20 protein-coding genes are annotated in these 25641 nt (G+C 62.2%); 5 read left to right on the forward strand and 15 right to left on the reverse strand.

From position 1 onward, the window contains the following. Positions 1-806 (forward strand): hypothetical protein (locus tag KA354_20270; protein MBP7936985.1); only part of this gene is annotated, 806 nt, incomplete at its 5' end. Positions 807-1014: 208 nt separating this feature from the next. Here the strand turns inward: KA354_20270 and KA354_20275 are convergent. The 15 genes from KA354_20275 to KA354_20345 form a co-directional block, all read right to left on the reverse strand. Beyond that, positions 1015-1377 (reverse strand): STAS domain-containing protein, encoded by a 363-nt coding sequence (locus KA354_20275; protein MBP7936986.1) that lies wholly within the window; start codon positions 1375-1377, stop codon positions 1015-1017. A 27-nt stretch (positions 1378-1404) separates the two neighbouring features. Next, positions 1405-2484 (reverse strand): PilT/PilU family type 4a pilus ATPase, encoded by a 1080-nt coding sequence (locus KA354_20280; GenBank protein ID MBP7936987.1) that lies wholly within the window; start codon positions 2482-2484, stop codon positions 1405-1407. 74 nt (positions 2485-2558) lie between these two features. Continuing rightward, positions 2559-3848, reverse strand: coding sequence for an alpha/beta hydrolase (locus tag KA354_20285; protein ID MBP7936988.1), 1290 nt, complete (start codon positions 3846-3848; stop codon positions 2559-2561). Next, positions 3845-4897, reverse strand: a complete 1053-nt coding sequence (locus KA354_20290; protein ID MBP7936989.1) for a DUF4105 domain-containing protein — start codon at positions 4895-4897, stop codon at positions 3845-3847. Before KA354_20290 ends, KA354_20285 begins: the two co-directional genes overlap by 4 nt. Positions 4898-4929: 32 nt before the next feature. Continuing rightward, positions 4930-6294 carry a hypothetical protein gene (locus KA354_20295; GenBank protein ID MBP7936990.1) on the reverse strand — a complete coding sequence of 455 codons (1365 nt, stop codon included), beginning with the start codon at positions 6292-6294 and terminating at the stop codon, positions 4930-4932. A gap of 14 nt (positions 6295-6308) precedes the next feature. Continuing rightward, on the reverse strand, positions 6309-7745 hold the full coding sequence (locus KA354_20300; GenBank protein ID MBP7936991.1) for a carbohydrate porin: 1437 nt from the start codon (positions 7743-7745) through the stop codon (positions 6309-6311). 789 nt (positions 7746-8534) lie between these two features. Further along, positions 8535-10853, reverse strand: coding sequence for an acetate/propionate family kinase (locus tag KA354_20305; GenBank protein MBP7936992.1), 2319 nt, complete (start codon positions 10851-10853; stop codon positions 8535-8537). 23 nt (positions 10854-10876) lie between these two features. Further along, a complete protein-coding gene (locus KA354_20310) occupies positions 10877-11416 on the reverse strand; it encodes a GNAT family N-acetyltransferase (GenBank protein MBP7936993.1) in 540 nt (179 codons plus the stop codon). Positions 11417-11448: 32 nt separating this feature from the next. After that, positions 11449-12648, reverse strand: a complete 1200-nt coding sequence (locus KA354_20315; protein ID MBP7936994.1) for a SpoIIE family protein phosphatase — start codon at positions 12646-12648, stop codon at positions 11449-11451. 10 nt (positions 12649-12658) lie between these two features. Further along, the gene (locus KA354_20320; GenBank protein ID MBP7936995.1) at positions 12659-13186 is read right to left on the reverse strand and encodes a 4-vinyl reductase; all 528 of its coding nucleotides are present in this window, start codon (positions 13184-13186) and stop codon (positions 12659-12661) included. Between the two features lie 130 nt (positions 13187-13316). Next, complete coding sequence (gene pyk, locus KA354_20325) at positions 13317-14738, reverse strand: pyruvate kinase (GenBank protein ID MBP7936996.1); 1422 nt, start codon at positions 14736-14738, stop codon at positions 13317-13319. A 121-nt stretch (positions 14739-14859) separates the two neighbouring features. After that, positions 14860-15336: a DUF4136 domain-containing protein gene (locus KA354_20330; protein ID MBP7936997.1), complete on the reverse strand. Its 477-nt coding sequence runs from the start codon at positions 15334-15336 to the stop codon at positions 14860-14862. Between the two features lie 494 nt (positions 15337-15830). Next, on the reverse strand, positions 15831-17246 hold the full coding sequence (locus tag KA354_20335; GenBank protein MBP7936998.1) for a hypothetical protein: 1416 nt from the start codon (positions 17244-17246) through the stop codon (positions 15831-15833). 47 nt (positions 17247-17293) lie between these two features. Beyond that, positions 17294-17683, reverse strand: a complete 390-nt coding sequence (locus KA354_20340) for a hypothetical protein (GenBank protein ID MBP7936999.1) — start codon at positions 17681-17683, stop codon at positions 17294-17296. An 18-nt stretch (positions 17684-17701) separates the two neighbouring features. After that, positions 17702-17890: a hypothetical protein gene (locus KA354_20345; GenBank protein ID MBP7937000.1), complete on the reverse strand. Its 189-nt coding sequence runs from the start codon at positions 17888-17890 to the stop codon at positions 17702-17704. 496 nt (positions 17891-18386) lie between these two features. On the opposite strand from KA354_20345, the gene ppk2 reads away from it, so the two are divergent. Genes ppk2 through KA354_20365 form a run of 4 tightly spaced genes read left to right on the forward strand, consistent with a single transcriptional unit; the run spans position 18387 to position 25498 of the window. Continuing rightward, positions 18387-19190 carry a polyphosphate kinase 2 gene (gene ppk2 / locus KA354_20350; protein MBP7937001.1) on the forward strand — a complete coding sequence of 268 codons (804 nt, stop codon included), beginning with the start codon at positions 18387-18389 and terminating at the stop codon, positions 19188-19190. An 11-nt stretch (positions 19191-19201) separates the two neighbouring features. After that, on the forward strand, positions 19202-20440 hold the full coding sequence (locus KA354_20355; GenBank protein ID MBP7937002.1) for an efflux RND transporter periplasmic adaptor subunit: 1239 nt from the start codon (positions 19202-19204) through the stop codon (positions 20438-20440). A gap of 13 nt (positions 20441-20453) precedes the next feature. Then, positions 20454-23876 (forward strand): multidrug efflux RND transporter permease subunit, encoded by a 3423-nt coding sequence (locus KA354_20360; GenBank protein ID MBP7937003.1) that lies wholly within the window; start codon positions 20454-20456, stop codon positions 23874-23876. After that, positions 23876-25498, forward strand: a complete 1623-nt coding sequence (locus KA354_20365; protein MBP7937004.1) for an efflux transporter outer membrane subunit — start codon at positions 23876-23878, stop codon at positions 25496-25498. Before KA354_20360 ends, KA354_20365 begins: the two co-directional genes overlap by 1 nt. Positions 25499-25641 lie beyond the last annotated feature (143 nt).

Genomic DNA, 25641 nt, shown 5'->3' on the forward strand with positions numbered 1-25641 from the left:
TAGCCCTGCGGTTCGCGAACCTCACCGCCGGTGAACTCCGGGAGCAACGGCCGCCGGGCACGATTCGCCCGGCCGGGCCGTGCAATTCGGCACCTTCGTGCTGGCTTTTATGCAACTGGGGGGTCTACTACATGGCCATCGAGCCGTATGCCCGCCGCTTCTGGCCTCATTCGCTCATTTCCTGGACGAGGGTGCTGACCGGCCGCCTCGGCGACCCGCTGGTCGGCCGCGATATTCTCATCGGCTGTGCGTTCGGCGTGACGATCTTCGTCCTGCAGCAACTCAGTGCCTTGGCGGCGCTCCACACACCTCGCCCCTGGTCGGCGATGGTAGGTCCGATTCTGGACTGGGAACTGGGCCAGTTGTCGGGATATCAGTTCATGGCCAGCTCGCTGGTCAATGCGGGCCTTCACGCGATCACGCGGAGCCTGATCATCCTGGCCCTCATGCTGATTCTCCGGCTTGTCTTCCGTCAGCGATGGCTGGCGGTTTCCGGCCTGTTCCTTCTGCTGACGGCCGCTTGCGTCCTCGCGTTGGATCCTGCCAGCCTGCCAGCGTTGATTACGTGCGCCTTGCTGGGGGCCGGGGCCGCCTGTGCACTCGACGGTCCCGGATTCCTGGCCTTCGTGATCAGCCTGTTCGTGACCCGACTCCTGGTTCTGGCCCCGCTGACGCTCGATCGGCATGCATGGTACGCGAGCCAAAGTTTGCTTTCCGTCCTGATCGTCGTCGGCCTGGTTGCGTGGTCGTTGAAGACAAGTCTGACACGAAGCAGCGGCGCGAGGCGCCCGTCATCGGCGGCGTGAGCGTAACCCAGACGACCCCATGGTCGACGACAGAAATGGTCAGTGGACCGCTCTGCTATTCAATCCGGACCCTCGGCGCCAATTCGGCGTTCTGAGGATGGGATACGCACTCCGCCTCCCCCTCAGCACGAGGATCGCTTCGGCTGGTTGATCTCTCGGGCTTCCCCCAGGTCCACCCTCACATTCTCACTGCCAGACCGCGCGGTACTCATCCCCCAGTCCCACTCGAACCCGTCAGCATCGCAGGATCGTTGTTGATTTCGATGAGCCTGTCGAGCCGGGTGATCGTCAACGTCTCGCGCACCAGCGGCTGAAGACCGCTCAACACGAATCGTTGCCCCCGCGACTTGAACTCCCGGGTGAGCTGAACCAGTCCGCCTAACGACAGGCTGGGGACGAAGCTCACTTTGGTCATGTCCAGGACCACGGCCAGTTGCGGTGATTCCGCGCCGGCCGCCGAGGTCTCGGCCCGGACGGCGGCGAGATTCTTCTCGTCGAGACTCTCGTGTAGGACCCTGACAACGACGAAATTCGGGAGCCGTTCGACGATGGTGGAAGGTGAATCCGGCATAGGTTGCTCCTGCAAGGCCTGTCAATGTCAGGCAATGCCTCCGATACGCTTGATGCCGCGCATGGCAATGGAAAGGGCTTCCGGATTGGTCGCCCAACGAAGCGCCTCCGTTCCGCTGATCTGTTCCTGCTGGTACATCGACAACAAGTGCTGATCGAAGCTCTGCATCCCAGCTTCGCCTCCCTGCACGTAGGTCGCCAGGTCGTTCAGCCGTCCCTCCATGATGAACTTGGTGGTCACCGCGCCACCGCGGAGGATCTCGACGGCCGGCCGGCGCTTCTCGTCGTGGCCACTAATCAGTCGCTGGGAAATGATCGCCTCAATGGAATTGGCCAGCTGCGAGAGGAGCACCTTGTGCTCGGCCGGAGGGAACATCGCAATGATTCGCTCTATGGTTTGCGGCGCGTTCGCGCTATGCACGGTGGAGAACACCTGGTGGCCTGTGTCCGCGGCGCGAAGGGCGATTCGCAGCGTCTCCACGTCGCGCAGCTCGCCCACAAGGATGACGTCGGGATCCTGCCGCAGGGCCTGTCGCAGAGCCTGGTCGAATGATGTCGTATCCGAACCCACTTCGATCTGAGTCACCAGGGCTTTCTTGTTGCTGTGGAGGTACTCGACCGGATCCTCGACCGTAATGATCTTGGTGCGGTAGTTGGTGTTGATCAGATCGATCATCGACGCGAGGGTGGTACTCTTTCCGCTGCCGGTCGTGCCGGTCACCAGGGTCAGGCCTCGCCGGGCCATGGCGATGTCGTGAATCACCTGCGGGAGCTTGAGGGCGTCGATCGAAGGTATTTCGGTGCGGATCACCCGCATGGTCATTCCGAACCGCCCGAGCGTGCGGAAGGCACTGCAGCGGAAACGGACACCCGACGGGAGCGCGTGGGAGAAGTCCAGCCCGCTCGCCGCCGCGCCCACGAGATCGTCGGTGAACCGTTTCGGAGCGATGGCCCGCAGAAAGGACAACATGTCGTCGTCAGTAATCAATGGACCTTCGATCACTCGAATCTGGTTACCCAGCCGCAGCATGGGCGGGGATGAGCACTGCAAATGGATGTCAGCAGCTCCATTGTCGACGGCAAATCTCAGAACGCGTTCAAAGTCCATGGTCACGCTCCCGCTGCCGGAGTTGGACAGACCGGCAGTATAACAGGTACCGCGACCCAGGGCACGCCTGCCCATCATTTGCCCGGGCCGGCAAGATACTTGTCGTCGATCTCCCAGAAGCTGTCGCCGCGTCTGGTCAATGGCCGTCCGTTCTCGATTCCCGGATCGCGGTTGTCACGAAGAAGGAGGATGACGTCGGAGCTGACGGCCGGGCTGGCGTGGAAGTAGCTATGCCCCAGAAAGCCCGTGTTCACGCGAGCGTCGACGATCTGCATCTGAGAAATGGCGTTCAGGACCTTCCGCTGCTCAGGGTTCAGGTCGTCCCACCTGAGCTGCCCGATACGGCGCTTGCTGCCGAAGAGGACATCCGCAACTCCGATCGCCCGGTCCGTGGGGGACACGTAGACGGTCATGCGTTCGGGAACCAGGGGGAGAAGTTCGGCGGTAATCCTCTGACTGGTCACCTCGAAGTCAAGATCCGCCGCTGCCAGAATCACGTTGCCCAGTTTGAGTTCGGACCGCGTCTGCTTGCCGGCCGCTCGGCATTCGAGATTGAGTTCGCGGAGCGCCGTGGTGAGCACATCCGTTCCTCTGCTGTGCGCGATCAGGTGCATCTTCTCGAGGTCCGGGCAGGAAGCGACCGTCCGCAGGAACTGCCTCAGGTGGTATCCTGTGAACTGGCCCGATTCGCTGTCGTGTGAATAGCCGCCAAGCGCGCCTTCGGGAGAACCCGCCGGCCATGTGTAGATGATCGGAACGCCGGTGTGCCCCATGAAGTGCCACAGGCCCGCCATGACGAACGCGGCGTTCTCGAAGGTGTTGCTGAAACCATGCACGTAGATGTAGCACTCATGACGAGGCGTTTTCGCCAGACGCTCCGACAGAAGCGCCACCAGTCTCCGCTCGTTCTCCGACCGTTTCGCGACAGACTCCGGGCTTTCCTCGAAAGTGGCTCCGTGGATGCCCGCAAGGTCGGGAACGGAGGGAAAGCGGCCAAGTTCGCTGATCTCCGCCATGTTCAGCGGAAGACTCCTGCCCCGCCGTTGCGTGCGGCTCTCGCGAACCAGATCGTCCCAGGACAGATTCCGGCCGATCTCGACGGTACACGACCCGAACGCGAGCGACTTGGACCGCTCATGTCCATACCGCAGCCCGGCCTTCTTGTCCTGCACCGGCAGCCGGTCGGTCGCGTAGATCACCTCGATCCGGCTGCTCTGCAGCGCCGGCGGCACCGCCTGGAAGGGATTGTCCTTCGCTCCAATGTACAGATTGGGCGTCGGCATCAATTCCTGCTGGCACCCCGCGAGCAGGAACCCGCACGCAAGAGCGAGCGTTGTCGTCAGGCGAGTGTGGTATCTTGTCATGGGCGTTTCTCCATCCCGGGCAAGCCCTCGCGGATACGTTGCGAGAACGCAGGATCCTTATCCAGCGCATTGGCCCGTTCGTTGACGTGGGAGCGGGCCTTCAGTTCGGCGAACGGCAGGCTCTGGTCCAACCGGCCGTTGGCGTACGCCAGTTCGTCTATTCGTCCGTTGAGCAGAATCCGCCAGTCCCACGGTGAAGCCACGTAGGCCCTGGCGTGGCCGCGGATGTTGGTCGTGCAGTTGCTGGTCAGGGCATTGTACCACTCGGGATGCTCTTTCAGGCTGTTGACGTGTCTCAGATAATCGAGGAACACGCTTCGCACCATGTCCGGTGTCGTTTGCAGGGCGTACAGGTAGACATCCTCGTGACGATAGTTTGTGCGGAGCCGCACGACGTCACGTTCATCGGCAACGACGTAGGTCAATTCGTACTGCCGGAAGAACCCTCTGATCGCGGAATAGTCCTCGCCTTTCTCCTTCCGCGTTTCAATGGAGACGCAGAGATAGCCTCCCCCGTCGAATCCGAAGCTGAGCATGGTGTGGGCGATCATCGGCGAACCCCAGTAGATGAGGAACAGGTCCGCTGTCCGCAGCTTATCGAGCTCGTACGTCCGGTCGTAGTGGCGAACGCCGTAATCGGTTTCGCTCCGGTAATCGCAGTTGCGGATGTTGTGGATCGTGATCCGATCCCCGTCGATCGTAGCGAAGGGCAACACGGCCACATCGGGCTGCCAGTCACGGTCGTTCGACGGAGGGATCCTCAACCACCAGATGACGAGCAGCGCAAACACGCCAACGAAGACCAGCACGCCTCGGCGCCGCGGCCGTACACGCCACAGAATCGCCAAGGGACCGATTCCAAACAACACGGCCGCGACGGGCCGGAGCCAGGCCGTCAGATTGGAGTAGTACAGGGCCAGCACCCCCCAGCCGATCATGCCCGCCAAGACACACGCGAGCGTAACCCGCCCCGCCCACACCAGGAGCTTTCTTCGCCTGCGCGGCTCGGCCGGTGTCTCGACGGCGAGGGTTGGAGCGGCGGTTGTCATCGGCACGCTGCTTTCGGGTTGGTGACTCGCTCCTACCGGAGCTTGTAGCCCACCACGCGGCCTTGGAACTCAAACGGCTGACTACCCTTGTTGGACTTCAGCCAGACTCGGGCCATCCCGCCGGGCAGGCTCTCGTTCTGCCACACCTTGGCGGAGACGCCCTGCCCGTATTCGGGGAAGTCACCGGCCGCCACCACGGTGCGGACCCGGCATTGGAAAGCCTTGCCTGCGACAGTGATGGTCTCCGCCGGGAGTTCGGTGATCTTCGCGTCCGGCTTGGTGAGCGGGTGCTCCGCCGGGTTGATCATGGCGTCTACGAGGAACTGCTGCACGCGTGAAGGCTCCTTGTCGCTGCCCCCCACCGGAACGTAAGTGCGTTCAACCAGCAGCCGGTCCTCATGCTTGGACATCAGTTTCGCGGTCATACGCAAAGGCTGCTTCATACCGTCGGCCACTTGGTAGCCTTCAAAGGTGACCGAGGCGCCTGGGTTCAGGCTCGCCCACCGCTCGTAGTCCGGGTTGCGCACCTTGCCGGCCACCGACGTCACCTTCTCCTGACGAGCCATGCTGGCCATCACCAACGGAGCCAGGTAATGCTGCACGAAGGGCGCCTTCAGCGCGTCGGTATGCCCGCCGAAATCGCCGTATTTCTCGAACTCCGGCCGCCAATGGATGTGCACGACCCTGGCATAGGCGGCCCGGGTCGCAGAGGACGAACGGGCCGGCATCTCGAAACCGCGCAGTCCGGCCGAGGGAACAGTGCCCGATTGCCGGTCGGCCGTGCCCGCCATGGGTACCAGGAACGCCAGGACGCCGTCCTTTTCCGATGTGAAGACATACATGCGGTTGCGGAGGCGTTGAAGGGCTTTCGTTAGATCATAATCAGCACTGATGGACGCACCGCAGAGAATGACGTTCTCCACCGGGCAGGATGTCGGCAGGGCTTCGAGGACGAACACGGTAACAGCAGTCCCGGCGGACAAGCCGATCAAGGTCACCGGGGCGCCCGGATGATCCTTGACGTACTGCTGAATCCGCTGGGCGCATTCCTGGGCCTTGCCCCGCTTGTACTCGACGCTCGCGTTCTGGTCGGGCACCACGCCGAGGCCGGTGTTCCAGGGGAAGATCTCGCCGGCTCCGTTGTAACCGGCCTCGAGCATGCCCTGTTTCAGGCCTCCACTCCAGTTCGAGAACGCGCCGCCGCCGCCTGCACCATCCAGGTAGTAGACGTAGCCGCGAGTCATTCGTTCCGTCCGGTCCGGCATCTGTTGGCTACAACCGGCGGCCAGCAGGGCCAAGGCGATCACAACTTCAGCCCCGCAGCTTCCGAGTAAGCGTACGGGGATCGCAGCACATGCGTGTAACGGTGTCTTCCTGGTAGCCATCTGGTTCGTCATCGACGTTTCCTCCGCTAGAAAGTCATCTGCATTCTCAGGCCACATACCAAGGCCGTCTCTCGATCCTGGAAACCGCCGCCGGGGCGAACGATCACCTGCAGATCGGGACTGACGTGCAGCCAGGGCGTGACCTCGATGTTGTAGTAGGCTTCGACCCCCTGCTCGTCAGACGCGCTGAGGATCGCGGGCAGGTCGTTGCTGAGGTTCGCCAGGAAGTACCCGACACCGTAACTGTCCTTTGCGCGGGTCGGGATCAAACCCTTGCCGCCAAGTCCGAGGCTGTAGAACTGGTCGAAGGGGTTGGACTCGCCGGTCGAGAAGCCGAAACGCCCGAAGAGGCCAAAGCCCTGCGCGGGGTCATCCGGCTTGGTGTACAGGTACTGGTCGAAGTTGTAGTACATCATCCAATCGTCCGGGCGGGTGTCGACCTCGAAACTCCTGGTTGCACCGGCCAGTCGGGCCAGCCGCATCAGAGGCCTGGATTTCGACAGGAACTGGCGAAACGCAATGGTGGGCAGGTTGATGCGGATGTCCTGGTCCAACAAGGCACGATCGCGCGAACTCCACGCCCAGCCGAACCGCTGGTGGCCCGTCTGACCAAACGGCTTGATCGTCAGTTCCCACTCCTGGCTTACTGAAAGCCAATCGCGCCCGTGAAACGTGGTGTTGAACCCGGTGCGCGTGGCCGCACCGTTGGGATCGTTGTCGCTGATCCCGCTGGTGACCTTCAGCCACTTGGTCGGCATGTAAACGGCCGCGGCGGTCATGGCCGTGTAGGGCGCGTAGAGCCCCAACATCGGGTTGAGTCTGAACCCGGTGTTCATGAACTGGGTCGTCTCGTTGGCGGCGAACTCGGTCATGTCGCCAAGTCCCAAGCCGTTGATCTTCCCCAAGACGACGACGAACTGCTCTGAGAACGCCTGGGTAAGGTAGAACTCCGAGAGGGTGGTGAGTCCGCCGTCATCAGGAAGGGGCAGCAGAGCATCGAAATTCGGCGGGAGGACGGCCCCGGTCTTGCGCATGACGCTCTGGCCGAATTGCGTCTCACCGTGAAGCGTGAGGAGACCACCGGGCCAGAGATTCATCCGGGCCGAGTCCAGTTTCAGCGTGTAGTCCGCCGATCCGGCGTAGCGGAACCCGTTGTTCGTGTCCTTCCCGCCGTGAGCGTTGTCCTGCAGAATCTGCGTGGCACTCAACTCGAACAAGACACCGTGTTCGGAAAGGTCCGCCCTCGCCCCACCCCAGTCGCCGGTCAGGTACTGGCGACGGGCCAAGTCGCCGGTGTAGTCCGGCAGTTGCTGGATGATCGAGGGCATCGCGGCCTTGGCAGGGATCTCAGCGGCCTTCCCGCGCGATTCCGGCACCTTCCGGTCGGCCGGCTGAGTCGTCTGCCCCAAGACGCTACCGCTCAACCACGCGCACGCCGCCAACAGACAGATACGTTGAATCATCACGGAGACTCCTCGGACAGAGAGGCCTTTCCGAACCCGCGCCTTGCACTGCCGTCCCATGTCGCCTTCCACGCCCCGCATGCTGAGACGGACGATTGCAACCCGCAGATCAGGAGTGCTATCATCCTGTCGTCAGCAGGAGCGAGACCTGCCCTGAAAGCCCAAGCACGCACAATGACCATTCCAGATTCGGCCCAGCCTCCTCCAATGTACTGCTGCCGCATATGGCCGTCCAACCATTCAGCAGTCCCCTGCCGAGACGCCTTTGCCTTTGACGCTGACATGAGGCCGCTTGCCCGCCGAGGACCGCCGAACTGACACCACCACTCATCTCCTTGCGCCGTCCGACGACCCCTTCGGGGAATAGCCAGGGCCAGCGCGCATCCCAGGGGCGCGACCCACACCGAGGACTCCATGAATCTCTGAAATCGATGTCGCTGAAGCCACGTCATTAACACACCTCGCCGGGTGAGATCACATGCAAGCTCTTTCGGTTTTGCCAACACACCCGTCGCCGGACGAGAACCGACCGATCGAGGGCATACACCAACCCACAAGGGCCGAACGATCACTCAACGCAATCTACTGAAAGACGCGATGCCCGACAATCGAGCGCTCCTGCCGGCCCCTATCCATCCCAACACGAAGCGGATCTAGCGTCGCCGGATCGCAGCCGCCAGGACCGCTCACGAGCCTCCTCCAACGACGAACAGGACAACACTGCCGCTGACATCATACGGCAACCCATGCCCCGCTTAGAAACACGCTCCCACCAGGTCAAGCCAACTCTCAATCCTGATTCTGAATCCCATCGATACAGCCGGTCACACCAGTCCTGATGTTGGCGGCATTGCCCTCGTCGGTGTCGATGTGCATCGCCAGGCGGAAGTTCGAATCCACGCGGACGCGGACATCGCCAAATACCAGTTCGCGGTCGCCGGGCACTCGTACGCGCACGGTGGATTTGTCCTTGACTCCGTACCGGAGCGCGTCGGCCGGTGTCATGTGGATATGACGCAGGGCGCAGATGACCCCACGGTCGAGAACAACGCTGCCGGCCGGGCCCTCGAGCGTGCAGCCGGGCGTATCGCGGATATCGCCGGATTCGCGAATGGGCGGGTGGATGCCGAGCTTGAATTGCTCGGTCATCGCAATCTCCACCTGTGTGGCTTTGCGCGTCGGCCCCAGCACGCGCACGCGTTCGATTCGGCCCTTCGGCCCGACGATCGTGAGCTGTTCCTCGCAGGCAAACTGCCCCCGCTGCGACAGATCGCTCTGGCGGGTGAGCTGGTGGCCCTGGCCAAACAGAGCCTCCACGTGGTCCTGGCTCAGGTGGATATGGTGGGCGGAAATCTCGATGAGGACCGGTTCGCCCCGCTGAGCTTCGAATACGCGCGTCAGGTAGGAGCGACTCAGGGCCCGCAACGTCTCGCGGGCGATCATCCGCTCCTCATCCGTCGGAACGACGAGCACGGTAACCCTGGAATCGTTCGTCGAGATACGACATACTTCGTCGAAGCCACGGGCTTCGCGATTCCGTACCTCATCAAGCTGGATGCCCATGCACTCCAGGCCCTGCAACGCCAGAGACCGCACCCCCGCGCTGCCCTGCCCGATGCCGCCGGTGAAGATCAACACGTCCAGCCCGCCCATGGCCGCCAGATAGGCCCCGATGTACTTGCGGACCCGATAGCAGAACGCCTTCAGCGCCACCAGCGCCCGGGCGTCGCCCGCATCGGCGGCGCGCTCGACTTCGCGCATGTCACTGGAGACACCCGAGAGGCCCAGCAGGCCGCTGCGCTTGTTCAGCAGTTCATCGACCTGGGCATCGTCGAGGCCCGCCGCTCGCCGCAGGTACGAGATCGCTCCCGGATCGAGATCGCCGCAGCGCGTGCCCATGATGAGCCCCTCGCCAGGCGTAAACCCCATGGACGTATCCACCGACCGGCCATGGTCCACCGCACACAGCGAGGCACCATTGCCGAGGTGGCAACTGACGATCTCCAGTTCGTTGACGCGCTTCTGGAGGTACTGGGCGGCGCGCAGAACGACGTAGGAATGAGAGCTTCCGTGAAAACCGTACCGGCGCACGCCCTTCTGCTGGTAGTGCTCGTACGGAAGACCATACAGATACGCGTACGACGGCAGGGTGTGATGAAACGCCGTGTCGAACACGGCGACGTGGGGCACCGACGGAAACACCTGCATGGCCTCGCGAATACCGGCCACGTTGACCGGATTGTGAAGCGGCGCGAGCGGACTCAGAGACTCGATCTCCGTGAGCACTCCCTCCTCCACAACCACCGCTTCGGAGAACCGTTCGCCCCCATGCACCACGCGATGACCCACGACGCTGATGTCCGAAGCCTCCCGAATCACGCCTGTCTGAGGCGCTGACAGCTCGCTCAGCATCGCGCGGAAGGCATCGCCGTATCCCCCCTTCGGCAACTCTCGCTTCACTTCGCCTCCGGGGCCGCGATGCACCAGGCAGGTACCGCCGGCTCCGATACGTTCCACCTGGCCGCGGGCCGTATTGGATTCTTTGGCCGTGTCGAAGAAGGTGTACTTGAGCGAGGAGGAACCGCTGTTGACCACGAGGATCTTCTCCGGCCGCTCGCCCTTGAGGCGCAGGCCGTACGGATCGTCGCTTTGGCGGAAGGCCGCGGCCGCCTTGGCCGGGTCGGCCATGACCTGCTTGAACCGCTCAGCAATGGTCTTGGAAATGTACTGGACGGCGCGGGGGTCGGTCATGATGGCGGACTGGAAGACGGTGACCGGGATGCGCAGCACGCGACAGCGGGTCTCGGCGATGAAGTCGGCCATGGTCTTGTCGCCGCTCATCAAGGCCATCTCGCCGAACGTATCGCCGCCTTTGAACCGCCCGATGACCTGACGCCGGCCGCCGTCGCCGAGAACGGAGACCGCCAGGTCGCCCTCGAGCAGAACGCCAAGGAAGGCGGCGTCCTCGCCGAACTCAACGACGGCCTCGTTGGGCTCATACGAGGCAACACGTGATTCGCTCACCAACCGATCAAGTCGGTCGTCGGAGAAGTGCTTGCAGAGACCGACCCGCTGCCTGAGGAACTCGACAAGTTGCGGATGTGTCATCATTGGTTCTGACCTCTCGATGGCTATGGCTTGTCAGTGAGGCTCAACGTCACGTGGATGACGTCCTCGGCTTGCGTTTCCGTCATCGGGAGCCCGCTGCGCAGGAAGACGGAGAGCATCGCCCTGTTCTTCGTAAGCACTTCCGCGTCGAACCGGCTAACGCCCTTTTCTCGTGCGATGCGGGTCAGGTGTCTCAGTAGGCACCCGGCGATTCCTAGTCCCTGGTAGTCTTCCTCGACGATGAACGCGATCTCCGCCCCGCGCGAGCCGTTCAGGTCGAAGGCCACATAGCGACCACCGCCGATGATGATCTCTCTCCCGTCGGCGTCGATCGTCACCACCAACTGGACCACGCGCTCGAAATCGACATCCGTGACGGCTTTGAGTTCCGTATCCGTGAGCGACGACTTGGCCTGGAAGAACCGAGCATAGATCGACGCGGGCTCGAGCTTGTGAAATGCCTCGATCACCGCGGCCTTGTCGGCAGGCCGGATCGCCCGAATCGTGACAGCGAGGCCGTTCTTCAATGCTTCGATCCGGGAGAAGGTCCTCACTTCAATCATTGCAGTCGATCCTGACGAACGACCATGATCAGTTACTCAAACCCCATGGCCAGAATGGAGACGTCGTCTCTGAGATGGTCATCTCCCCGCCAAGCCGCAACCGTCCGGACAAGGGATTCCACGACTTCGCTCAGGCTAAGGTGCCGACCGGCCGCGATAGCGTCGAGCAATCGTTCATCACCGAACAACTCGCCCTGAGCGTTGGCTTCCTCGGTCAGTCCGTCTGAATGCAGAATGAGGCGATCACCTGGCTGCAGCTCAATCACCGACTCCTCGTAATCGGCGTCCTCGACCATTCCAATCGGGAAACCGGACACCTCGAAACGCTTGGGGCAACCACACGCCGGAGCCAGAATCGGGCCGGGATGCGCCGCGACGGTGAAACGGAACCGCCGGGTGCGCACGTCCAAGAGCCCGTAGATCATCGTGAAGTAGTAGTCACCATTCGACTCCATCGGGTACAGCGAGTTCAACCGCGATGCCACCTGTACGGGATCCACGGCCTCCGGATTGGCACCCGGACCGGCCACGAGTGACGCACTTCCTCCAGCGCGAGGGTTTAGATTCCTGGTGACGGTTACCGAGAGCAACGCCGCTGGCACGCCGTGTCCGCTTACATCCAGACAATACATGGCGATGAGATCATCATTGATCCGAACAATGTTGAGAGCGTCGCCAGCCAGCTCGTCACACGGCCGGTACGACCAAGCGAAGCTGAGTCCTTCGACGTTGGGCAGATTCTCTGGCAGCAGCGTTTGCTGCACGCGGGCAGCAGCCTCCAGATCCCGCTTCATGCGTTGATTGGCCTGCGACAGATCCTGATTCTGCCGGTCGATCCTGGCGAAAGCCTCCCTCAACTGTTGCGTCATGCTGTTGAAGGCAGTGGAGAAACCTCCCATGAAATCAACACGTTGGCTCAGGTCGCCTCCTGCGATCTGCTGAGTCTTCCATGTCAGGTGACGCAGGTTTGCATGGAGGTTCTTGCACGACTGCAGGACGTGCATCTTGCCTGTGGGGACGCTGAAGTCGAGCTCACCTCGAGACAATGCCGACATCGCATCGGCAAGGGCGCGGTATTCAGCGATAAAGCGGTTGGCATACTCAGCGACCTGGCTGACCTCGTTTTTCGGACAATCCTCTGGCAACACAAGCGGCTGGGGCATTTCTCCCTTCAAGACGCGGTAGAACAGTTCCGTGATTCTATCGATGTCTTCTTCCCGTGCTTCGATCATGGAACCATCTCTACCACACAGCCTTTACATCGAAACGGCATACCCGATCACCCGAACACCAGCAGTCCACTTCCTTCACCCGGAACTTCCTGCCGGTGTGGGCCGAAAGCAGGCCGCTGATGAAACCTTCATCGTACGTGCAGATCCGCTCGTCACAGGCGGGCAGACCGGAGCAGTCGAGGTCCTCGGCAACGGTTAGAGTGAAAGTAAGGTTCTCCATGTCCCCTCTTTCGATTCTCAGGATGCCAATGCCCATCTCCCTGAGAACATCCTGAAGCTCGGCCACGAACTCGGCGAAGGAACCTCGCTTGGTGATCAGGTTCTCGTAGAAGTGCTTTCCAGCCAGCTCGCCGGCATCATAGAACACACGATCGGCCGCCTCCACACCATGCTGTCTGATGAGTACGTCGCGGAGAGTAAACTGCATTAGGCGGTAGACGGCCACGTGCGCCGTGAAGCCGAGATTGGGCCGTCCGGTGTCCACCTTCCCAAGCATGGCCCATTCGAAGATCGGCTCAGTTCTCTCTTCTTTAAACATTCGCGGGTCCTCCCGATTGGCAGTTACTCAGTTGGCTCATGTCCTTCGCTCCGTCGCTGAAAGGGGCCCGGTGACGCGGACAATCACGTTGCCGCCCCCCTGCCGCAGGCTTGTCCGACGCCACAACCGGTCACGTCACCTTGTGCACCTTGAGGAAATTGGTGCCACGAGGCTGCATGGCCGGGATGCCCCCGAGGATCAAGATTGTGTCGCCCGAGGCGACGAGCTTGCGCCCCTGCAACGTGGCTTCCGCCAGGGCATTCAGGCCTTCGAACGTATCCGCCTGGCGATCGATAAGCAGCGGCCGGAGCCCCCAGACCAGGTTCAGGGCGTGATACACGCGCGGCTGATTCGTGACGGCAAAGACCGGCGAGCGCGGCCGCTCGCTGGCCACCCGTGCGGCCGTGTAGCCGCTCGCGGTCAAGACCACGATGCAGCGCGGCTTGAGCACCTGCTCGACCGTCCGAATAGCCTCCGTCAGCGCCTGGGTCTGCGTATTCCCCGTCGGCGGGTAGTTCTTGAACTCGATCTTCTCCTCCACCTCCTCGGCGATTCGGACCATCATCTCGACCGCCTGGACGGGATGAGCCCCGACGGCCGTCTCCCCTGACAACATCACGGCGTCGGTTCCGTCGATGATCGCATTGGCAACGTCGCTGGCCTCGGCTCGCGTCGGGCGTGCCTCCTGAATCATGCTTTCGAGCATCTGCGTGGCCGTGATGACCGGCTTGCCGCGCCGATTGCATTTCTCGATGATCTGTTTCTGGAGCAGCGGGACCTTCTCCGGGCTCATTTCCACACCCAGGTCGCCACGGGCCACCATCACGCAGTGTGTCTCTTCAACGATCTCGTCGAGATGCTCGATCGCCTGCGGTTTCTCGATCTTGGCGACGACTGGCTTGAACAGGCCTTTCTCTGCGATGAGCGACTTGAGCGTCCGGATGTCTTCCGCGCTCCGGACGAAGCTCAGCGACACCACGTCGACATTCTGGGAAAGCCCAAACTCCAGATCCTCCTTGTCCTTCGGCGTCAGCGAGGGCAAACGAAGGCGTAGATCGGGGAAGTTGACGCCCTTGCGGCTCTTCAAGGCGCCGCCCTGAATCACCCTGCATTCCACGCCGCGGCCGACGACTCGAGCGATCCGAAGTTCGAAAGCCCCGTCGGCCAACAGAACCTGCATGTCCGCCTTGGCTTCATCGGCCAGATGGGGATAGTCGATCGGGATGGTACCAGCCTGACCTTTGAAGTCGTCAAGCGGAACCAGGGTGACAACCGACCCCGGATCCAGTTGAATCTCGCCCGGCGGCGGGAGCTGCCCCACCCGGATCTTGGGCCCTTGCAGGTCCTGCAGGACGGTGACCGGCCGATCCAATTCTCGCGATGCTTCGCGCAGACAGGCGAGTGTCTTGGCGTGGTCGTCATAGCTGCCGTGCGAGAAATTGAACCGTGCCACATCCATCCCGGCCTGAATCAGTTGCCGGATGACGGCCGCCGAGTTGCTGGCCGGTCCCAATGTCGCGACGATCTTGGTGCGGCGGATGGAAGCACTCATGTTCGTATCCTCAAACGCACCGCACCCCCAATCACTGCGACACTCTTGCGTGACCCGCACGTCCCCGACAATAGTCTCTCGGCACAATTCTTGACCTGCGATCCCGGCGAATGGCCGCCCGTCAGGATTTACGTTTGGCGGACGGAGCCTGATCGAGAATCTTGCCAATCACCAGATCAAGGCGCTTACGACGAACATCCGGAGCAGCGGTGTTGTCGAGCTTCGCTTCGGCGCTGCCCGTCCAGATCATCTTTGAATTGCTGGGAGACGAGGCGACGATGTCCAGTCGCCCTTCCAGATACATCGGCTTCGTGAAGTCGTTCACGTCCGCGCGAGGGCGTTTCCTCGCCACATAGTCGATCCAGAAATCGGGTTTGCCATTCGCCGCGACCTTCTCAAGGCCTTTCTTCGCGAGGTGAGCGTCAACGACTTCCCGGATGAGGCGATCCGCATCAGGATTCTCCGGACGTCCCTCACCGGTGGTCCGTGAGGAGTCGGGGGCCCATGCATAGGAGTGCACCTCGTCCGCGAAGCGAACGCCGGGGCCATAAACGGAACTCACATTCACCCATTCGCTGCATCCGGCGGCCAGGATCATGACAGCCAGGAGCGCACCATGAACGATCCGTGTCTTCCCCATCGGTTTTCCTCCCGTATGAACAGTATTCCGGGCCTGCCACCGCGACGATTCCGCCGCACCTTACCTCCGGTCTTCGGCTCACTCCGTGGCCAAGCGGGCCTTCCCTCTCACCGGCGGGTCATACCGCGCCGTCGTGTCAGCCAAGTATCCATCCCGGCCTTGTTTGCGTTATCGGCTGCGGCCCCAAGGCAACCGCATGCTACAAGACGACGGGAGTCCGTGCAAACCACAAACCAGCGAACCGACGATCACCATGGTCGCTCCATCGTCGCTGCCAGAACGACCACCACCCTCGCTACGGCACGCCGGTCCCTTGGGCTTACTTGGCCGCTACTCGCGCATCCCGACCGACACCCCCCATCTCCTCTACCGAGTCTGACTCATCGCCTTCTCCTCGCGCGTCGTTCTTTCCGACCGCTTCGACAAAACCGCCATCCGTCGGCTGCCAACGATCAGAACTCCACCTTATAGCGGTTGGTCAATTCGATCCCGATCTTCCCCATATCCGCTTTGACACCCTTGAAAATCTCTTCGGCCTGGTTGAGAGTCTTGGCTCGTTCCTCCCGAACGACCTTCGCACGTTCCTCCTCCGTTCCGGTCGCCCGGCCATGAATCTGCACCATCCCTTCGGTCATGGCCCGGGCCGCGTCGTTCAGCCGAGCGCTCACCTCGACCGCGAACTTGGCCAAGTCCGGATCGACGTTGAGGATGGGCAACCGGCTGATCTCGTTCGCATCTCGGTTGATCCACGTGGCCACGTCGGAAAGCACCCCCCCTCGTCCGCCCCGGGCCTTCGTCTGTAGCTTGTCAACGATCTCCTTCACCGTCTTGAAGTACTGCTGCGAGGCCGAGATCTTCGCTTCCCTCTGGTCTCCGCCCGGCTTGCCGGACGCCGCCTGGCCTACCCCGCTCGGGGCCGGCGGGTCCACGACGCTGATCAGGCGTCGGAGACTTTCGGTGGACAGCTTCCCCTCAAACGAAATCTGCTTTCCTCTGGCTGCAACCTGCCAGTCCTCGAAGTCGTCGACGAGGGCTCCGGACCGCGAAAGCACCTCGAGCAGAAGAGGCTTGGCCACGCTGGCCAGAACGGCGACATCACCGTCGAAATCCACAACGCCCTTGCCGGTCGCCTCGGCCCCGATCGCTACGCGGAGAGTCACGCCCCGGATACCGCCGAGAGCCTGGCTGATCGCGTCGAAATCTTGAGTCTTGCCTTCCAGCGATGCGAACGTCTCGGTCGCAAGTCGCCGGCGAACCTTGCTTGCACTGGTAACATCCTGCAGGTCCATGGCCATCAGAACAGGGGTGTCGGTCCCGGCCGCGAGGGCCGCGTTGCTCAGGTAGGCCGACAGCCGGTTACCCGACTCCCCGGATTTCCTGGTGGCCCATCGCGATGCAAACTGCCGGTTGGCCGGCCAGACGGCACCGAACATCGACGGGCTGACCTGAACGAAGTAGGCATCGACCCGCGACCAGGCCGCTGGGATCGAACCGAACTTGTCGAGGTAACCCCCTTCGTCACTGACGATGGAGTCCAGAGACAGCGGCTTAGCCACGTCCATCACCGACACCGCCCAGACCGTCCCCATATTGCCGGGCTCGATCTGTGCCGCCATCACCATGCGACTCGTATCCGGCGGAATAGCCAACGGCTTTCGTTCATAGGCGCTTGCCACCTTAGCCTTCCATCCTTCACGAACACCGAGCGGGCTGTTGATCATGCCGGCGACGTCAATCAGCACCAGCGCGTTCGCGTCGTTGGGCACCCGGCCAAGAAGACCCTTGAAGTCGGCCAAGGCCGGATTGCTCATTGACAGGGCAACCACCAGACCAAGGAACGGAATCGGGTTCAAGCGCATCGCCACCATGGTAGTTCTCCTTGTGTACGGATTCGCCAGAATGGATCGCCCATCGATCATGCCACTGCAGCTCCCGAGATGGCCGTCTTGGACATGCCCCAGCGCCCCCATATTACGGCAACCAGGGCCATGATGACAGTCTGGAACAGACCATAAGCCAGCGCGGCAGTGACGGCCGGCGTACCGGCGAAGCTGCTGGTCGCGACAACCAGGCCGACACCGACGTTTCGCACCGATGTCGCCAGAACCATAGCCGTGCGGGCGTCCCTGCAAGCCCCGCCCAGCAGCCAGCCTGCAATCATCGTTGATACGAGCAGAGCAGTCATCCCCACGAAAGCGAACGGGCGAATGTCCGTCAGCGTCCTGTACTGGGCGATAACAACGAGGACCAACGTCGCCAGGTTGAGAACCGTGCAAAGCCGGTTCGCCGGCTTGTGCAGCTTCATCGCCAGCGCCGGCCGCCATTATCGCACCAGTAGCCCGGCAAGCAGCGGAATCAGTTGCGTCATCAGGAGTGTGCCGGTCATCTTAAAGACATTGACCCGCAGCGAGTCGTTTCCCACCATCACGGGCAGCAGGACACTCAGAAGGATCGGTGCCAGAATCGCGGATGACCCCGCGAGGATCACCATGAAGCCCAGCGCGACCCCCATGTTGCCCTTGGCCAGGCCGGTAAAGGGCGGGCCATACGGCGAACTTGCGAAAGGTATACACGATGCCTATCCATCGCGCCAGACCATCCAGTTTACCTAATTTATGCGCGCTGGCCCTGGCGTACTAGACTTACGTGAAAGAGCCCTATTCATCATAGCCGCTGTCCGGGGCGAGTGTCACAGCCTTGGCCGCCAATCTGGACATTCCCTCAACGTCAGGGGAAGCCGAGGATTGTCGTGGTACGAGCAGCGGACTCCATGGTATGCTCTCCCGCATTGGGGAGGATTGGGGCCACCTCCGCCGGGGACGATGTCTGATCGTTGTGAGTGTTGAATGGGAGATGGATCGTGGCTACCAGCTCTATGCATGTCCATTGTCTGCGGGCAGCGAGTACCTGACGAGCAAGCCGATTCGACACCGCAGTCAGTTCGGCCACACAACCTGTTCCCAGCGGTCCCGGTAGCGATCGAGGTGTTCCAGCCGAAAGGGACAACCATGAGCGAGGAAAAAGCTGAACGTAGCAAACTGAGCCGCAAGGAGTATGAGCGCGAACTCCATAAGCTCCAGGTCGAGCTCTGCATACTCCAGGACTGGGTAAAGCAGGAGGGTCTTCGGATCGTCGTCGTCTTCGAAGGACGCGACGCCGCCGGCAAGGGCGGACTGATCCGCAGACTTGTGGAACGTGTCAGCCCGCGAGTCTTCCGCGTCGTCGCTCTGCCGGCCCCCACCGAACGCGAGAAGAGCCAACTCTACATCCAGCGTTACATCCAGCACTTCCCCGCCGCCGGAGAGGTTGTGATCTTCGACCGAAGCTGGTACAACAGGGCCGGCGTCGAACATGTGATGGGCTTCTGCTCCAGGGAAGAGCACAAGCGTTTCCTTGAGCTCTGCCCCGTGATCGAGCATCATTTCGTCGAGGGCGGCGTTCGACTGATCAAGTACTGGCTCGAGGTCACAAACGAAGAACAGAAGCGGCGGTTCGCGGCCCGCATCGAAGATCCGCTACGGCAATGGAAGCTTAGTACCATGGACCTGCCTTCCCGAGAGCGATGGTACGAGTACTCGCGGGCTCGCGATCAGATGCTGGAGGCGACGGACACGGAATGGGCGCCCTGGTACATCGTTCCTTCGGAAGACAAGCGCCGCGCGCGACTGAACTGCATCGCCCACTTTCTGAGCCTCATCCCGCACGAGAAAGTGAAACGCAAGACCATCGAGCTTCCCAAGCGGAACAAGGACAATGCCTACGACGACGTGGCGTCTATCGCCGGGCGGCGCTTCATCGAAGAGCGCTATTGAGGAGACCGAACATGCGTCTATCTAGCGGTATTGGCTACACTCTGATGATCCTGGCCGTGGCAAGCGGCTGTGACGGCGACAAGACCGGCCAGCAGGCGGCCGCACCCCCGCCACCCGAGGTGACGATCAGCCAGGTCGTCAGCCGGGACGTCACCGACTTCGGGGAGTTTACCGGCCGGACGAGCGCGACCGTGTCGGTGGACATCCGTGCCCGGGTCAGCGGCTATCTGGACGAGATTACCTTCAAGGACGGCCAGGAGGTCAAGAAGGGAGACGTCCTGTTCCAGATTGACCCTCGCCCGTTCAAGGCCGCCCTCGAGAACGCCCTCGGACAGAAGGCCCAGTGGGAGGCCAAGCTCGCCCGCGCGAAGGCGGATGTCCAACGCTATGAGAAGTTGGTGCCTACTGGCGCGGCCACGCCGCAGGATCTCGACAAGGCCAAGGCTGACATGGGTGAGGCCACCGCCGCCATCCAGTCCGCCGAAGCAACCATCGACACCGCCAAATTGAACCTGGAGTTCGCCAGGATTGTAGCACCTGCCAACGGTCAGATTTCGAGCTCGGACATCTCCACGGGCAACCTGGTTCTCGCCGACAACGACAAGCTGACCACGATCGTCTCGCTGGATCCGATGTTCGTCAACTTCGATGTCAACGAGCGAGATCTCCTGCGCCTTCGAGAATCCTCACGAGCGTCACGCCCGCCCGGTGAAGCCCTGCCCGATATTGGAACGCTGAAAGTGCCGGTTTTCGTTGGTTTGGCGAACGAGCAAGGCTATCCGCACCAGGGCGTCATCGACTTCGCCGACAACCAGGTTGATCCCACTACCGGCACGATCAGCGCCCGCGGTACCTTCGACAACTCCAAGCGTATCTTCAAGCCGGGTCTGTTCACTCGGGTGCGGGTCCCGATCGGCGATCCTTACAAGGCCTTGCTGGTGGCGGAACGAGCGATTGCGATCGATCAGGGCACCAAGCACGTGTTGACCGTGGATGACAAAAACACCGTCCAGCAACGGTTCATCGAGCCGGGCCCCCTCCAGGATGACGGGCTGCGGGTGATCAAGTCCGGCGTGCAGGCGGGCGACTGGGTCGTCGTCAACGGCCTGCAGCGGGCTCGCCCCGGCAAACCAGTGAATCCGCAACGTGCGGAGATGCCCACCCGAGCAACCAGGGCCAACACTCCCGCCGGAAGCTCGTCCTCTACCAACGCGGCCCAAAGCAAACCTGCGACACCCACGAGCCACTGACGGAGACTGAACGATGTTCTCACGCTTCTTCATCGATCGTCCGATCTTCGCCACGGTGCTGTCGATCGTCATCCTGATCGTCGGCGGCGTGGCCCTGCGATCGCTACCCATCGCCCAGTACCCCGAGGTCGTGCCGCCGGTCATCCAGATCTCGGCCATATACCCGGGGGCCAGCGCCAAGGTCGTCGCCGATACCGTGGCCACGCCGATCGAGCAGGAAGTCAACGGCGTGGAGAACATGCTCTACATGTTCTCCAAGTCCACCAACGACGGCCAGATGTACCTCGACGTGACCTTCAACGTCGGAACGGACCTGAACATGGCCCAGGTCCTCACCCAGAACCGAGTGTCGATCGCCGAGGCCAAGCTGCCCGAGGAGGTCAAACGCCAGGGCGTCACGACCAAGAAGAAGTCGCCGGCGATTCTCCTGTGCGTCAATCTGGTCTCTCCCGACAAACGGTACGACCAGCTTTACCTGAGCAACTACGCCACGATCCAGGTCAAGGACGCACTCGCCCGCCTCCCGGGCGTCGGCGACGTCGCCTTCCTGGGAGCACGCGACTACAGCATGCGTATCTGGCTGGATCCCGAGAAGCTCGCGTCGCGCAACATGACCGCCGGCGACGTCACCAAAGCCTTGAAGGAACAGAACGTGCAGGTGGCCGCCGGCCGGCTGGGCCAGACCCCTGCCCCCCCCGGTCAGGAGTCCCAGCTCACGGTGAACACGCTGGGCCGGCTGCTCGAACCGGAGCAGTTCGCGGACGTGATCGTCAAGACCGGTTCGGACGGCCAGATTACCCGAGTCCGTGACGTCGGCCGCACAGAATTGGGCGCCAAGAACTACGACGTCGATACGTACCTGGACGGCCAAGCCTGCATCACCATGGCGGTGTACCAGTTGCCCGGCTCCAACGCTCTGGCGACGGCGGAGGCCGTGCGCTCCCGAATGGAGGAGTTGAAAGCCCGATTCCCCGCGGGACTCGACTATCGAATCGTGTACGACACGACCGTGTTCGTCTCCGAGTCGATCCACGAAGTCTACAAGACGCTGTTCGAGGCCTTCATCCTCGTGTTCATCGTCGTGCTCATCTTCCTCCAAAGCTGGCGGGCGACGATCGTCCCGATGGTCGCCGTGCCGGTTTCGTTGATCGGTACGTTCGCGGTCATGGCCGGCCTGGGCTTCTCGCTCAACAACCTCTCGCTCTTTGGCCTGGTGCTCGCGATCGGTATCGTGGTCGACGACGCTATCGTCGTGGTGGAAAATGTCGAGCGTAACATGGCCGCGGGCATGAACCCGCCCGATGCGGCCCGAAAAGCCATGGACGAGGTCTCCGGGGCACTGATCGCCATCGCTCTGGTGCTTAGCTCGGTCTTCGTTCCGACAGCCTTCATCACCGGCATCAGCGGCGAGTTCTATCGCCAGTTCGCCTTGACCATCGCCACCTCGACGATCATCTCCGCCTTCAACTCGTTGACCCTGAGCCCGGCCTTGTGCGCACTGATCCTCAAGTCCCACGGTCAGAGCGAGCACGGCCATGCCCACTCCGAGGCTCTCCCCCGCCTGGGCCTCGTCGTTCTCGTCGGTCTGGCGGCGTATAACCTGCTCACGCCCGTGCTGGCGCCTGTCTTCGGCGTCCAGTTACCAGCCGCACACGGTGAGGAAGCCGCCGCGGCAGCTCACGGGACACCCGCGATGCTGTGGGTTGCACGGGCCGTTGCGTTCGCCATTGGTGCCGTTGCCGGCTGGCTGCTCAGCGGGGTGGTCAACCATATCCTGGGCCTCTTCTTCCAGGGCTTCAACTGGGTCTTCGACCGCGCCATCGGCGGCTACGGCATGATCGTCAGCGTACTCCTGCGCGTCAGCCTCATCGTCCTGATTGCATACGGCGGGCTGATGTACCTGACCGCCAAGGGTTTCGCGACGGTTCCGGTGGGCTTCATCCCCGAACAGGACAAGGGCTACCTGGTCGTCAACGCCCAGCTACCCGACGGGGCGAGCCTGGAACGCTCCCAGGACGTCCAGGTCAAGCTGGTCGATATGGTCTCCAAGACGCCGGGCGTGGCCCACACCATCTCCGTCCCCGGCTACTCGATCCTGATGAGCACGAACATATCCAACGTCGGCGGCATGTTCGTCATTCTGGAACCTTTCGAGAAACGCAAGGAGGATCCGGACAAGTCCAGTTTTGCCATCGCGCGGCGATTGCGAGGCGAGTTCCAGCACGTTCAGGAGGCTGTGGTCAGCGTGTTCGGTGCGCCGCCGGTCGACGGCCTCGGCAACACCGGCGGCTTCAAGATGCAGCTGCAGGACCGGGCGGATGCGGGCCTGACCGCACTGCAGGAGAACGTCGACAACATGGTAACGGCCGGAAACGGCCAGCCGGGTCTGGTCGGTCTGTTCAGCAGTTTCCGGGCCAATCAGCCTCAGCTCTACGTGGACCTGGATCGTACCCAGGCCAAGTCGCTCGGTGTATCTCTGAATGACGCTTTCGAGACTCTGCAGACCTACCTGGGATCGACCTACGTCAACGACTTCACCCGCTTCGGACGCAACTGGCAGGTCAACGTCCAGGCCGACGCCAAGTTCCGGCTCGAGCCCGAGGACATCGGGCAGCTCAAGGTCAGGAACGCGTCCGGGAAAATGGTCCCCCTGGGTTCTCTGCTGTCCGTCCGCGATATCAGTGGCCCGGCCATCGTGAACCACTACAACATGTATCCGTCCGCCGAAGTCAGCGGCGGGACCGCCCCGGGAGTCAGCTCGGGCCAGGGCATCTCCATGATGGAGGGTGTCGCTGGCAACCAACTGCCTTCCAGCATGGGCTTCGAATGGACCGAACTGGCCCTGCAACAGAGACTCGCGGGCAACACGGCCATCTTCGTGTTCATCCTCGGCGCCATCTTCGTTTTCCTGGTGCTTTCGGCCCAGTACGAGAGCTGGTCGCTGCCGCTGGCCATCATCCTCATCGTGCCGATGTGCCTCCTGGCCGCGATCACCGGAGTCTGGCTCATGAAGATGGACAACAACATCTTCACCCAGATCGGTCTGGTGGTGCTGATCGGCCTGGCGGCGAAAAACGCCATCCTCATTGTCGAGTTCGCGAAGCAACTTCAGGATGAGGGCCGCCCCCGCCGGGACGCGACCATCGAGGCGTCGAAGCTGCGCTTGCGGCCGATCCTCATGACCTCCTTCGCCTTCACGCTGGGCGTCGTGCCCTTGGCGCTGGCCGCCGGCGCCGGCGCGGAAATGCGCGTCGCGCTGGGAGTGGCCGTGTTCAGCGGCATGGTCGGCGTGACGGCTTTCGGGATCTTCTTTACACCCGTATTCTATTCCGTCGTGCGATGGTTGACTGAAGGAAAGGCCTCGTCGAAGCCATCGGGGAGCGCGGCCGCGTCCGGCGCTTCACCGTCCACACAGAAAACCCTGGGAGGACACTGATGCCACGTTACACTCGAGAGTACCGATGCGGGTGCGCCCTGAGCATCCCCCTGTTGACGACCCTGATGATCGCGGGATGCCGGGTCGGCCCGAACTACACGCAACCGTCGCCGCGCCTCCAGCAGGAATGGATGGATGCAGGGCAGCCGGGCATACAGCGTGGACCGGCCGAACTCGCCAAATGGTGGGAAGGATTCAACGATCCCGTCCTCAACGACCTCGTGACCCGCGCGTATCAGAACAGCCCACCGCTGCTGGCCGCGGCCGTGCGCGTATTGCAGGCCCAGGCAGCACGGGGAATCGCGGTTGGCTATCTCTTCCCTCAACGTCAGGAGGCAACCGGGGGATACTCCTGGAACCAGGCCAGCGAGAACAGCGGCGCGGTGGAGCAACACCAGAGCAAGTGGGCGTCGAGGATAAGCACGCTCCGAGCCCTCCAGGCTCCGCTGGGTACCGCGGTCCGAAACGCGGTGGGTGATCCGAGCATCGACCCGTCTTATTCCAATTGGGCAGTCACCGGCCTTTCCGTCGGATGGGAGCTCGACATCTGGAGTCGCTTCCGTCACGGAATCGAGGCAGCCGACGCCGCCGTCCTGGCCTCGGTGGCAACTTATGACGATGTCCTGGTCAGCCTGATCGCCGAGGTAGCCACGAACTACGTCCAGGTCCGCACCCTGGAAGAGCAGTTGGATATCGTCCGCCAGAACTGCCAGATCCAGAAGGACAGCCTGGCCATCGTGCAACAGCGGCGCGAGGGTGGGACGGCCACCGAGCTAGATGTTGCACAAGCTCAAACGCTGCTTCATGACACCGAGGCCCAGATTCCCGCAACCGAGGCGAGCATTCGGCAAACGCGAGTCGCCTTGTGTGTGCTCCTGGGCATGCCGCCGCAGGACATCACCCAGTTGCTCGGCGAGAAGCATGCGATCCCCGCACCGCCGGAGTCCATCGCCGTGAGTGTCCCGGCCGAACTCCTGCGACGTCGGCCCGACATTCGACGCGCCGAGCGTCAGCTCGCAGCCCAGAACGCATACATCGGTATCGCCTTCGCGGACTTCTATCCGAGCTTCTCTCTCGCCGGCGACATCGGACTCTCCGCCGAGCATTTCGAGGACCTGTGGCGAGGCAACAGCTTCCAGGCCTTTGCCGGCCCCTCGTTCCGCTGGGCGGTTCTGAACTACGGGCGAATCGAAAACAACGTTCGGGTTCAGGACGCGGCATTCCAGGCCGCCATCAGCGACTACGAGGGACTGGTCCTTCGGGCCCAGGGGGAGGTGGAGAGCGCCATCGCCGGCCTTGTGGGTGCTCAGCATCAGATCGCGCCTCTGACCGGTAGCACCGACGCGGCGTCACGCGCCGTCAACGTCGCGACGCAGCAGTACAAAGGCGGCATCGCCGACTATATCCGCGTTTTGGTTGCCCAGCAGAATCTGATCACCGAGCAGTCTCGGTTGATCTCAACTCGCGGTTCCGCCGCACAGAACATGATCACGCTCTATCGCGCGTTGGGCGGCGGTTGGGAACTCCGCCAGGGCAACGATCTGGTACCGACCGAGATCAAGGACCAGATGCGCAAACGCACGAATTGGGGCGCAATGATCGACGCCGATCGCGTTCCATGAGACCGTGAGCAGAAGCAACGCCGGCCGAGAAGCGGCAGTTGATGTCCTGAACCTGGTTTCAGCGTGGCGGGCATCCGCGGCGCGAGGCGGTTTCATGCGGAACCGGTCGATGATCACCGATTCCAGTCGATTGGAGGATTGAC

It is taken from the genome of Phycisphaerae bacterium (assembly GCA_018003015.1).
Taxonomy (GTDB): domain Bacteria; phylum Planctomycetota; class Phycisphaerae; order UBA1845; family PWPN01; genus JAGNEZ01.